11 protein-coding genes and 1 tRNA gene are annotated in these 11815 nt (G+C 50.5%); all 12 read left to right on the top strand.

The window, feature by feature from the left end; genetic code table 11:
• Positions 1-44: 44 nt before the first annotated feature.
• Complete coding sequence (locus tag NQD60_RS06580; RefSeq protein ID WP_257100149.1) at positions 45-1466, top strand: UDP-glucose/GDP-mannose dehydrogenase family protein; 1422 nt, start codon at positions 45-47, stop codon at positions 1464-1466.
• Entirely contained in the window at positions 1450-2427 is a 978-nt protein-coding gene (gene rfaE1 / locus NQD60_RS06575; protein WP_257100148.1) for a D-glycero-beta-D-manno-heptose-7-phosphate kinase, read from the top strand. The genes NQD60_RS06580 and rfaE1 overlap by 17 nt, the downstream gene beginning before the upstream one ends.
• An 82-nt stretch (positions 2428-2509) precedes the next feature.
• Positions 2510-3502: an ADP-glyceromanno-heptose 6-epimerase gene (gene rfaD, locus NQD60_RS06570; protein WP_257100147.1), complete on the top strand. Its 993-nt coding sequence runs from the start codon at positions 2510-2512 to the stop codon at positions 3500-3502.
• An 89-nt stretch (positions 3503-3591) separates the two neighbouring features.
• A complete protein-coding gene (locus NQD60_RS06565; RefSeq protein WP_257100146.1) occupies positions 3592-3933 on the top strand; it encodes a helix-hairpin-helix domain-containing protein in 342 nt (113 codons plus the stop codon).
• Positions 3934-4223: 290 nt separating this feature from the next.
• Positions 4224-4300, top strand: a tRNA-Val gene (locus tag NQD60_RS06560).
• A 132-nt stretch (positions 4301-4432) separates the two neighbouring features.
• On the top strand, positions 4433-6340 hold the full coding sequence (gene thrS / locus NQD60_RS06555; protein ID WP_257100145.1) for a threonine--tRNA ligase: 1908 nt from the start codon (positions 4433-4435) through the stop codon (positions 6338-6340).
• Between the two features lie 89 nt (positions 6341-6429).
• The gene (gene infC, locus NQD60_RS06550; RefSeq protein WP_223694757.1) at positions 6430-6972 is read left to right on the top strand and encodes a translation initiation factor IF-3; all 543 of its coding nucleotides are present in this window, start codon (positions 6430-6432) and stop codon (positions 6970-6972) included.
• 189 nt (positions 6973-7161) lie between these two features.
• Positions 7162-7359, top strand: coding sequence for a 50S ribosomal protein L35 (rpmI, locus tag NQD60_RS06545; RefSeq protein WP_223691740.1), 198 nt, complete (start codon positions 7162-7164; stop codon positions 7357-7359).
• 29 nt (positions 7360-7388) lie between these two features.
• Positions 7389-7748, top strand: coding sequence for a 50S ribosomal protein L20 (gene rplT, locus NQD60_RS06540; RefSeq protein ID WP_223691738.1), 360 nt, complete (start codon positions 7389-7391; stop codon positions 7746-7748).
• A 129-nt stretch (positions 7749-7877) separates the two neighbouring features.
• Positions 7878-8891, top strand: coding sequence for a phenylalanine--tRNA ligase subunit alpha (gene pheS, locus NQD60_RS06535; RefSeq protein WP_257100144.1), 1014 nt, complete (start codon positions 7878-7880; stop codon positions 8889-8891).
• A 40-nt stretch (positions 8892-8931) separates the two neighbouring features.
• Positions 8932-11361 carry a phenylalanine--tRNA ligase subunit beta gene (pheT, locus tag NQD60_RS06530; protein ID WP_257100143.1) on the top strand — a complete coding sequence of 810 codons (2430 nt, stop codon included), beginning with the start codon at positions 8932-8934 and terminating at the stop codon, positions 11359-11361.
• A 43-nt stretch (positions 11362-11404) separates the two neighbouring features.
• The gene (locus NQD60_RS06525) at positions 11405-11800 is read left to right on the top strand and encodes an integration host factor subunit alpha (protein WP_306438085.1); all 396 of its coding nucleotides are present in this window, start codon (positions 11405-11407) and stop codon (positions 11798-11800) included.
• Positions 11801-11815 lie beyond the last annotated feature (15 nt).

The following is an 11815-nucleotide window of genomic DNA, read 5'->3' as shown; positions in this document are numbered from 1 at the left end:
ACTGTATTCACTCTATTGAATTTTATCAAATCAAATAAAAACACATGAAAATTACTATTATTGGCACGGGTTATGTGGGCCTTGTCACCGGGGCTTGTCTGGCGGAGACGGGTAACCACGTATTTTGCATTGATGTCGCGGCGCATAAGATTGACCTGCTGAATAATGGTGGCGTTCCTATTTACGAGCCAGGGTTGCGAGAAATGATTGCGCGCAATCGGGCGGCTGGGCGGATTCAATTTTCGACTGATCTGGCGGCAGGGGCGGAGCACGGCGATATCTTATTTATTGCAGTGGGTACGCCGCCAGACGAAGACGGTTCGGCTGATCTGCAATATGTGCTAGCCGCAGCTCGCAATATTGGTCAGCACATGAATGGCTTTAAGGTCATTGTCAACAAATCGACGGTGCCAGTTGGCACGGCGCAGCGTGTCCAGCACGCTATTGCCGCTGAGCTAGCAGAGCGCGCGGTAGAGCATCCGTTTTCAGTCGTGTCAAATCCTGAATTCTTGAAAGAAGGGGCCGCGCTTGATGATTTTATGCGGCCGGACCGGATTGTACTCGGTTGCGAGAATGATCAAAATGGCATGCGCGCAGCTGACATGATGAAAAGCCTATATGCACCCTTTAACCGCGATCATGAACGTTTGCTGCAAATGGACGTACGCTCGGCCGAAATGACCAAATATGCGGCCAATGCAATGTTGGCCACTCGTATTTCTTTTATGAACGAACTGGCTAATTTGGCTGAGTGCATTGGTGTTGATATTGACGCGGTGCGCCGCGGTATCGGTGCCGACCCGCGGATTGGCAATCATTTTCTGTATCCGGGCTGCGGCTATGGCGGCTCTTGCTTTCCAAAAGATGTACAAGCTTTGATTCGTACCGCTAGCGAACATGATCAGCCTTTACATATCCTGTCTGCGGTTGAAGCAGTCAATGATGCGCAAAAGCAGGTGCTAGCGCAAAAAATTGTCGCCCGCTTGGGCGCAGATTTATCCGCTTTTCGGTTTGCCGTTTGGGGGCTTGCGTTCAAGCCTGACACAGATGATATGCGCGAAGCCCCAAGTCGAGTCTTGATTGCTGCCTTATTGGCGCGTGGCGCTACGGTGGTGGTTTACGATCCGGTTGCCATGGATGAAGCCAAGCGCGTTTTTGCGCTTGATTTGCAAGCTGAGCCGACCGCATCTGCACGTTTGTCATTTGCGGCTGAACCCATGCAGGCTGTCGAGGGCGCGGATGCGTTGGTGGTGGTGACAGAATGGGATGCATTCAAGAGCCCTGATTTTCAGCTGTTACGCGCGCAACTGAAAACGCCATTGATTTTTGATGGCCGTAATTTGTATGAGCCTGCTGCGATGGGTGCGCTAGAGATTGAATATCATGCAATCGGGCGTACTGATGAGTCACTTAACTTACCTGCTACCTGTGCCGCTCAAGGAGATCTATATGGTGGCTGTAGATAAGGCATTGCCTGTGCAAATTGACCACCGCGCACCGGTGTTACGAGAGCAATTAGTCCCCGCACGCGTGTTAGTGGTGGGGGATGTGATGCTCGATCGTTACTGGTTTGGCGATACAACCCGCATCTCGCCTGAGGCGCCGGTGCCGGTAGTTCATGTACAGCATTGTGAGGAACGCTTGGGTGGGGCGGCCAACGTTGCGCGCAATATTGCGGCGCTTGGCGCACAAGCCAACCTGATTGGTATGATTGGCGATGATGAAGCAGGCCGCCAGCTGCTTAAGTTACTTGCTGAAAGTGGTGTTGGCGCTTACCTTGAGCAGGATGACGCACGACTGACTACAGTGAAACTACGCGTTGTGTCGCGCCAGCAGCAATTATTACGCGTTGATTTTGAAAAGAAATTAACCCATGAAGCGCCACCAGCTGGGTTGATGGGCTTTAAATCATTGCTTGCTACGCAAGATGTAGTATTACTGTCTGATTATGGCAAAGGGTACTTAACGGCCCACGTGACAGAGATGATTGCCGCCGCGCGTGTTGCTGGTAAGCCGGTATTGGTGGATCCAAAAGGCGACAATTGGACGCCTTATCGCGGGGCCAGCTTGATCACGCCAAATCGCACCGAATTGCGCGCAGTGACGGGCAGCTGGCAGTCGGAAGACGACCTTAAACAACGCGTTAGGCAGTTGCGCCTAGCGCTGGATATTGACGCTTTATTGCTCACGCGCTCAGAAGAAGGAATGACGCTTTATTATGCTGACAGCGCACTTCATATTAATACGGTAGCACGTGAAGTCTATGATGTAGCAGGCGCGGGGGATACTGTGATCGCTACCTTGGCGGCGCTGCTAGCCGCGGGTGTGCCGCTGGTTGAAGCGGTCATCCATGCGAATCGAGCGGCCGGCATTGTCGTTGGCAAGCTCGGTACCGCGGCTGTAAAATACGATGAACTTTTTTCATAAAAAAGCCAATCAAGTTTGATGCCACGTAGATGAACAGATACCGTCATTACGATGAGCTTAAACTAATCTACGGAATATATTGATGACTCTGATTGTGACTGGCGCAGCCGGTTTTATTGGTAGTAACCTGGTAAAAGCGTTAAACGCACGCGGCGAACATAACATCATTGCGGTTGACAATCTGACGCGCGCTGAAAAATTCAAGAATTTAGTCGAGTGCGAAATCTCCGATTATCTCGATAAAGCTGAATTTATCGAACGCTTTGCGCGCGGCGCCTTTGGCAAAATCCGCGCGGTCTTTCATCAAGGCGCCTGCTCGGATACGATGGCGGCTGATGGCCGTTATATGATGGAGAACAACTTTGCGTATAGCCGCTCCTTGCTAGAAATATGTGGCGCACAGCAGATTCCTTTCTTATACGCCTCATCCGCTGCGATCTATGGCGGCTCTAGCGCCTTTGCTGAAACGCGTGCTTGCGAGCGCCCACTGAATGTTTATGGCTATTCGAAATTCTTATTCGATCAATTCGTCCGCCGCAAATTGCCCACGGCGCAAACGCAGATTGTTGGTTTTCGCTATTTTAATGTTTATGGGCCAAACGAAGCCCATAAAGGGCGTATGGCTTCGGTCGCGTTGCACAATTTTAATGAGTTTCGTACGCAGGGCCGGGTGAAATTATTTGGCGAATATAATGGCTATGCAGCCGGCCAACAGCAGCGTGATTTTGTCTCGGTTGAAGATGTGGTCAAGGTCAATTTGCATTTTTTTGATCATCCTCAGCAGTCGGGTATTTTTAATTTGGGCAGCGGCCAGGCACAACCCTTTAATGATATTGCGGTGAGCGTAGTCAATACCTTGCGCACGCTGGGCGGTGAAGCCGCCTTACCGCTTGCAGCACTGGTGGCGCAGGGCCTGATTGAATATATTCCTTTTCCAGATGCGCTGCGCGGCAAATACCAATGCCTGACCCAAGCTGATTTAACACAGTTGCGCAAAGCGGGCTACAACGCGCCATTTTTGAATGTCGAGCAAGGTGTAGCACGTTATGTAAATTGGCTAATTGGCCAGCTATAATTAGCCGTGTAAGTGCCATACACTGATTCTCCTTAAGCGATGCAAATGAGCAAATGTGTCGTGTTAACACCCCTTAAAGGAGAGCTAAAATGCTCAAAAATCTGCTATTTATTTTATCTGTACTGGCGCTGACCTCTACTATCGTGATTCATCCCGCGTATGCGGGAGTTGATGTCAACTCTGCTAATGCCGCAACTCTGCAAAGTATAAAAGGGATTAATTCCGTCAAAGCGGAGACCATTGTTAAAGAGCGTGATCAACATGGTGCGTATAAGGATGCGGCTGATTTAGCCGCACGCGTGAAGGGCTTAGGCCAGCGGTCAGTGGCTAAGTTCCAACAAGAGGGACTGATGATTGGCACGGCCGTAGAGCCGCCTGTTCCCGCCAAGCCGAATGTCACTGCTCAGCCCCGTCCAACCGGCAAAAAATAATACACGTTTTAAAAACGATACCTCCTTTCTGCTCCAAAGAGGCGCTGTCTTAGCGTGGGGTGGGGAGTGAAGTTATCCCCCTCTCACAACGCGTGCCGCGATGGTTGAGGCTGACGAGGTTGCGCGTACGCACCATGCGCGCTTTGCAACTGCTACCGAATTGTTCGATGATCTGGAAAAAAACAGCAGCAAGTAAGCTTTGTACGAGCCGGCACGCACGCTGAATTATTCAAATAGCAAGGCAAGGCCTTGGCTTTTATACAAAAAGCCTTTAAAATGCTTGCTTCTTTAGGCTCGTAGCTCAGCTGGTTAGAGCACCACCTTGACATGGTGGGGGTCGTTGGTTCGAGTCCAATCGAGCCTACCAACGAATGTTTTGATTTAATTGATATTAATGCGGCCTTAACCAGACGTTGTTGAGGCCGCATTTTTTTGTCCTTCTTTTTTGTATGGTTACGCCAGAGGCAACTAGCTTCTGAATCGCGGCTAGGAGCGTTTGATGATTTCGGTACATTTACTTGACGGCTCAGTGCGGGAGTTCGAGCGCCCAGTCTCGGTGGCTGAAGTTGCGACTGCAATTAGTCCCGGGCTTGCTAAAGCCGCGCTTGGCGCGCGCCTTGATGGGCAGCTAGTCGATACTTCAGCAATCATCGAGCGTGATGCCTCGTTAGCCATTATTACTAGCCAGAATGAAGATGGCCTAGAGATCATCCGCCATTCAACCGCGCATCTGCTCGCTTATGCGGTCAAAGATTTATTTCCAGAAGCTCAGGTGACAATTGGACCGGTGATCGAAAATGGCTTTTATTATGATTTTGCTTATAGCCGCCCATTTACATTAGAGGACCTTGAGGCAATTGAAAAGCGCATGCGCGAATTGGTTAAGCGCAATGAAGTCGTGTCGCGCCAGGTCATGCCGCGCGAGCAAGCGATCTGCTATTTCAATGATATCGGTGAGCATTACAAAGCTGAAATTATCGAATCCATTCCGCCGGGCGACTCCATTTCCCTGTATTCGCATGGCGGTTTTACCGACTTATGCCGTGGCCCGCATGTTCCTAATACGGGTAAATTGAAGGCTTTCAAATTACTGAAGGTGGCGGGGGCATATTGGCGGGGCGATGCGCGTAATCAGCAATTACAACGCATTTACGGCACTGCTTGGGCGAGTCAAGAGGAATTAGACGCTTATTTATATCGGCTAGAAGAAGCCGAGAAGCGTGATCATCGTAAACTCGGTAAGCAGCTTGACCTTTTTCATTTGCAAGACAATGCGCCGGGTATGGTGTTTTGGCACCCGCAGGGCTGGTCAATCTGGCAGCAGGTTGAACAATATATGCGGGCCCGACTGACCAGCGCAGGCTATCGTGAGATCCGCACGCCGCAGGTGATTGATCGGGCGCTGTGGGAGCGATCAGGCCATTGGCAGAACTATCGCGACGGCATGTTCACGACTGAATCGGAAAAACGTGATTATGCAATCAAACCGATGAGTTGCCCGGGGCATGTCCAAGTCTTCAATCACACACTCCACTCGTACCGAGATTTGCCATTACGCTTGGCGGAATTTGGCTCATGTCATCGCAATGAACCCTCAGGTGCGTTGCATGGGTTAATGCGCGTGCGGGGGTTTGTGCAAGACGATGCGCATATTTTTTGTACCGAAGAGCAAGTGGTTGCTGAATCAATCGCCTTTCATACATTGGCGATGGATATTTATAAAAATTTTGGTTTTACGGACATTGAGGTCAAATTATCGCTGCGTCCTGAGCAGCGCGCCGGGTCTGATGAAGTTTGGCAGCGTGCAGAAGAAGGCTTGCGCCAGGCTTTATCTGCGTGCGACTTAAACTGGCAAGAGTTGCCGGGCGAAGGCGCTTTCTATGGGCCGAAGATTGAATATCATATTAAAGATGCGTTAGGTCGCTCATGGCAATGCGGCACATTGCAACTGGATTTTGTGTTGCCGGAAAGACTGGATGCTGAATATGTGGCAGAAGATAATAGCCGCCGCCGGCCAGTCATGCTGCATCGGGCTGTATTGGGCTCGCTGGAGCGCTTTATTGGGATTTTAATTGAACATTACGCTGGCGCATTGCCGGCATGGTTGGCGCCGGTTCAGGTGGTGGTGCTAAATATCGCCCAAAGTCAAGCAGCGTATGCGGGCGAGGTCGCTGAAACATTGCAAAAACAAGGCTTTAGAGTTGAGGCCGATTTGCGCAATGAAAAAATTAGCTATAAAATACGCGAACATACGTTACGGAAGATCCCTTATTTGTTGGTTGTAGGTGACCGGGAACGTGATGCTCAAACGGTCGCGGTACGCGCCCGTGGTGGCGTAGACCAAGGTGTGATACCCATTGGCGACTTTCTTGAAAGTTTACGCAATGAAGTGTCGTGCTTTAAATAATACGGTTTAAAAAGCCCGCTTTATAAAATAGGATGGCTATGCAAAGCGCTTAGTTGAGGTGAGCGCGCTAAGCATAGTTGGTTTTTTTAATTGAAAAAGGAAATAACATCGCTACAGATAAATCTTCACACCGCCTAAATAGCGGAATTACAGCGCCTGAAGTGCGTTTGATGGGTGTGGATGGCGAGGCCATTGGCATTGTGAAGCTGGCCGAAGCTTTGCGTTTAGCAGAACAAGCCGAGATCGATCTAGTCGAAATTGCGCCGCAAGCGGCGCCGCCGGTTTGCCGCTTAATGGATTATGGGAAATTTAAGTACCAAGAAGCCAAAAAAGCGCACGAGGCAAAGCTGAAACAAAAGGTTATCCAGCTTAAAGAAGTCAAATTCCGTCCGGGAACGGATGAGGGTGATTACAACGTTAAGTTGCGTAATTTGGTGCGTTTTCTTGAAGAAGGCGATAAAACCAAAATCACTTTGCGTTTTCGGGGCCGTGAAATGGCTCACCAAGAAATTGGTATGCGGATGCTTGAGCGTTTGCGTGGAGACCTTGAAGAACATGGACAGGTCGAGCAAATGCCGAAGATGGAAGGGCGCCAGATTGTGATGGTGTTGTCGCCTAAGAAGAAAAAGTAACTGGCCTAGCTTAATTGCTATCTAGTACAAAGTTTTGGTAGTACAAAATTTTGGCCACTACGCAGAGGCTTTGCGTAGTGGCCGAAAGGTTCGGCGGGTTGATTGCCGGTATAAGTGAACAGAGGTCATATAAGGACGGCGCACATGAGCCGTACACCTATGTTTCACGTTCAAAAAACAGGAGTTTTAATGCCTAAAATGAAAACCAAGAAAAGCGCTGCTAAGCGCTTTGTGGTGCGCCCAGGAGGCACCGTTAAACGGGGCCAAGCCTTTAAGCGCCATATTCTCACCAAACAGTCGACGAAAAGTAAACGTCATCTGCGTGGCACGACCGAAGTACATGCAGCTGATGTCAGCTCTGTACGTGCAATGCTTCCATACGCTTGATCTCACACTCACATAAATAGGAGAAAACCATGCCTAGAGTTAAACGTGGGGTCACCGCGCGGGCCCGTCATAAGAAAGTCATCGATGCCGCTAAAGGATATCGTGGCCGTCGTAAAAATGTCTATCGAGTAGCCAAACAGGCTGTCATGAAAGCTGGGCAGTATGCCTATCGTGACCGTCGCAATAAAAAGCGCGTTTTTCGTGCTTTGTGGATTACCCGGATCAATGCAGCCGTGCGCGAACATGATATGACCTATAGCGTGTTCGTCAATGGCCTTAAAAAAGCAGCGATCGAGTTGGATCGTAAAGTTTTAGCCGATATGGCGGTGATGGACAAAGCCGCGTTTGCAGCGATTGTTGAGCAGGTTAGAACAGTGGTTGTAAACTAGTTTGTTACCCTAGTTTGAGAGGCCTCGCACCATCGTGTTGGGGCCCTCTCTATCGCGTTAAGAATGGGGTTCTCACTGAACCCCATTTTCATTGTGGCGCTTGCATTAAAGTTATATTTTGGAAAACCGATGAATTTGGAGCAGATTGTTGCCGATGCTCGCCATGCTTTCGCACAAGCGGCAGATGCGGTTTCCCTAGAAAACGAGAAAGCCCGTTTTCTAGGGAAAGCGGGGCAGTTGACTGAACTTTTAAAAGCCCTTGGCAAGCTTGATGCGGATACTCGCAAGCTTGAGGGCGCGCGGATTAATCTGGCCAAGCAGCAGGTTGAAGAGATGCTGCGCACGCGCCGCGAGCAATTAGCAGATGAGCTGATGCAGCAGCGCCTGGCGGCGGAAGCGATTGATGTGACTTTGCCGGCAAGAGGCGCCAGTAAGGGCAGCCTGCATCCGGTGATGAATACTTGGGAGCGGGTTGAACAGATCTTTCGCTCAATTGGCTTTGATCTAGCCGACGGCCCTGAAATTGAAACGGATTGGTACAATTTCACCGCACTCAATAGCCCGCTTAACCATCCGGCACGTTCAATGCATGATACGTTTTATATCGATGCGCGCGATGCCAATGGCGAGCTCTTGCTATTGCGCACGCACACCAGCCCGATGCAAGTGCGCTATGCGCAGATGAATCGCCCGCCAATCAGGGTGGTTGCGGCTGGGCGGACCTATCGTGTCGATAGCGATGCAACTCACGCGCCGATGTTTAATCAGGTTGAAGGGCTTTGGATTGATGAGAACATTAGCTTTGCTGACCTGAAAGGGGTCTATACGGAATTTCTGCGGCGCTTTTTTGAGCGCGATGATTTACGTGTGCGTTTTCGCCCCTCTTACTTTCCATTTACCGAACCTTCTGCTGAAATCGATATGATGTTTGAGCACGGTAAAAATGCCGGCAAATGGCTGGAGATTTCTGGCGCGGGCCAAGTCCATCCAAATGTGATTCGTAATATGGGGCTAGCACCAGAGCGTTACACCGGCTTTGCTTTTGGCAGTGGCTTGGAGCGACTGACGATGTTACGCTATGGCGTACAAGATTTGCGGCTCTTTTTTGAAGGCGATTTGCGCTTTTTGCAGCAGTTTGCGTAACTTTCTACCTATTTATTCCCACTTTTAAGCTGAGTTTTTCATGCAATTCCCGCATTCCTGGTTAAGGGACTTTGTTGACCCACCTTTGTCGGCTGAGTTATTGGCCCATGCGCTTACTATGGCAGGGCTTGAAATTGAGGCGCTGCGTGCTGTTGCGCCCCCGACTTCAAAGGTGGTGGTTGGTCAGATACGAGAAGTCACTAAACACCCTGACGCGGATCGGCTGAATGTGTGCCAAGTTGATGTTGGTACGGGCGAATTACTGCAGATTGTCTGTGGTGCGCCCAATGTTGCGGTTGGTTGTAAGGTGCCGTGCGCGTTAGTGGGGGCAGAATTGCCGGCGGCTAACGCTGATGGCGCGCCTTTTCGGATTAAGCACAGCAAGTTGCGTGGCGTCGAAAGCCAGGGCATGCTGTGCTCAGCGCGTGAACTTAAAATTTCAGATGATGCCGTCGGTCTGCTGATTTTGCCAGCGGATACACCCGTTGGGCAAGATATTCGGCAAGCGTTGAATCTTGATGAGATGGTTTTTGATATTAAGTTAACGCCAAACCGGGCAGATTGTCTGTCGATTTTGGGCATTGCTCGGGAAGTCTCTGCGATTACTGGCGCACCTTTGAGCCGGCCTGCCTTTGCACCGATTCAAGCCAGTTTAGCGGAAGTTCTGCCGGTCAAAGTGTCTGCCGCGGATCTTTGCGGGCGTTTTTCAGGGCGGGTGATGCGCCATGTGAACGCCCGTGCACAAACCCCTAAATGGATGATCGAGCGTCTTGAACGCTCCGGTCAGCGTAGTATTTCAGCATTAATCGATATTTCTAATTATGTGATGCTTGAGCTGGGCCAGCCAACACATATCTTCGATCTCGACAAACTTCAAGGCCCAATTGACGTGCGTTGGGCGCAACCCGGCGAATCACTTAAACTGCTGAACGGCAATACAGTTGAGTTGGATGAGACGGTCGGGGTGATTGCCGATCAGCAGGCAGTGCAAAGCTTGGCTGGCGTGATGGGGGGCGATCATGCTGCGGTCTCGCTTGACACCTGCAGCCTCTACCTAGAAGCTGCGTTTTGGTGGCCAGATAGCATCCGCGGGCGGGCGCGTCGCTATAATTTCACTACTGAAGCGGCACACCGTTTTGAGCGTGGTGTCGATTATGCGACTACGGTCGCTCACCTCGAATATATGACTCGCCTAATTGTCGATATTTGTGGGGGCGAAGCGGGGCCAATTGATGATCAAATGATTGCCTTACCAAAACGTGAGCCAGTCACGTTACATGCGGCACAGGCGAGCCGCATTATTGGGGTGGCGATTAGTCCAAATGAAGTCGCAGACATTTTTACGCGCCTTGATTTGCCTTTTGAACATAAAGGTGATCAATTTACCGTGAGGCCCCCATCTTATCGTTTTGACCTTGAGATTGAGGCAGATCTGGTTGAGGAGGTGGCCCGTATTTATGGTTTTGAGAATATTCCTGTACGCTTGCCAGTGGCCCTCAATATCATGCGCGAGGCGAGTGAAACGCAGCGCTCAGTGCATCCAATTCGACATCAACTAGCAGCGCTTGGCTATGCAGAGACTATCAACTTTAGTTTTGTGGACGAAGCCTGGGAGCAAGATTTTGCCGGCAATGCGTCGCCGGTGCGGGTGTTAAACCCGATTGCCAGTCAACTATCGGTGATGCGTAGCACGCTGCTTGGCAGCTTAGTGAATGTGCTGAGTTACAACCTAAAGCGTAAGGCTGGGCATATTCGTCTGTTTGAAATAGGGCGGGTATTCTCTCTGGACCCAGCGGTGCCGGCAGGTGATTTAACGGTGGCTGGATTAACGCAGCCGCAGTGTGTGGGGGCGTTGGCGTATGGGCCTGTTTGGCCAGAACAATGGGGAGCCGCCTCGCGCTTGGTTGATTTTTTTGATCTTAAAGGCGACTTAGTCGCTCTGTTTGCCCCGGCAACGCTGCGCTTTACGCCAGCCGAGCATCCAGCATTGCATCCAGGGCGCAGTGCGCGCATTGAGTTGGCCGGCAAACAGGTTGGCTGGATCGGTGAATTGCATCCGCGCTGGTTGCAAAAATATGATTTACCGCATGCGCCTGTTCTGTTTGAAGTCGATATCAACGCATTGCGTGAGCGTACTTTGCCAACAGTGGTTGAGATTTCAAAATTTCCGCCTGTGCGGCGTGATATTGCAGTGCTCGTTAGCGATAAAATTAAGGCGCAGGAATTGCTTGATGAAATGCAAAAAGCCCGCGCTGATGAAGCCTGTAAACACGTGCAGCAAATTACCGTGTTTGATGAGTTTCGTCCTAAAGCAGAACCTGGCGTTCAGTCTTCCCAGCAAAGAAGCCTTGCGTTTCGGATAACCTTGCAAGATACTGCAGGAACCTTGCAAGATGCAACGATTGATCTAGCCATTAAAACTTTGGTTGACCGCCTGGTTCGAGTATATGATGCGCGTTTGCGCGGCTAAGAGCTTTGAGAATATGAACCCAACGGTATTGAGCGCACAGGTATTGGAGCAGCACGCAGCGTTAGAGCCAGCAAATCCACCTCAGGATTTATCTCAGAACTCGTCTACAAGCGAGGTGCCAACCCTAACCAAAGCCGAGCTCGCTGAATTTCTATTCGATCAAGTGGGTTTAAATAAGCGTGAAGCCAAAGAAATGGTGGACGCTTTTTTCGAGCTGATTGGCGACGCGCTTGAAAGAGGAGAAAGCGTCAAACTATCCGGTTTTGGCAATTTCCAATTACGTGATAAGTCGCAGCGGCCTGGGCGCAATCTCAGAACCGGGGAAACGATCCCGATTGCTGCGCGCAGGGTAGTGACTTTCCATGCCAGCCAGAAACTCAAAGAACTGGTCGAAGGCAATATGCCGGCAGTGCAAGCATCAGCTTATGCGCCGCTTTGACTTTGAGGGTGAGTT

Source organism: Mycoavidus sp. SF9855, assembly GCF_024582735.1.
Lineage (GTDB): Bacteria > Pseudomonadota > Gammaproteobacteria > Burkholderiales > Burkholderiaceae > Mycoavidus.
The sequence above is the reverse complement of the archived record's forward strand: the minus strand, read 5'-3'. Positions and strand labels throughout refer to the sequence as shown.

Excerpts from the sequence above, each read along its gene's own strand:
- NQD60_RS06580 (WP_257100149.1), top strand. The coding sequence starts at position 45 with ATGAAAATTACTATTATTGGCACGGGTTATGTGGGCCTTGTCACCGGG.
- rfaE1 (WP_257100148.1), top strand. The coding sequence starts at position 1,450 with ATGGTGGCTGTAGATAAGGCATTGCCTGTGCAAATTGACCACCGCGCA.
- rfaD (WP_257100147.1), top strand. The coding sequence starts at position 2,510 with ATGACTCTGATTGTGACTGGCGCAGCCGGTTTTATTGGTAGTAACCTG.
- NQD60_RS06565 (WP_257100146.1), top strand. The coding sequence starts at position 3,592 with ATGCTCAAAAATCTGCTATTTATTTTATCTGTACTGGCGCTGACCTCT.
- thrS (WP_257100145.1), top strand. The coding sequence starts at position 4,433 with ATGATTTCGGTACATTTACTTGACGGCTCAGTGCGGGAGTTCGAGCGC.
- rpmI (WP_223691740.1), top strand. The coding sequence starts at position 7,162 with ATGCCTAAAATGAAAACCAAGAAAAGCGCTGCTAAGCGCTTTGTGGTG.
- rplT (WP_223691738.1), top strand. The coding sequence starts at position 7,389 with ATGCCTAGAGTTAAACGTGGGGTCACCGCGCGGGCCCGTCATAAGAAA.
- pheS (WP_257100144.1), top strand. The coding sequence starts at position 7,878 with ATGAATTTGGAGCAGATTGTTGCCGATGCTCGCCATGCTTTCGCACAA.
- pheT (WP_257100143.1), top strand. The coding sequence starts at position 8,932 with ATGCAATTCCCGCATTCCTGGTTAAGGGACTTTGTTGACCCACCTTTG.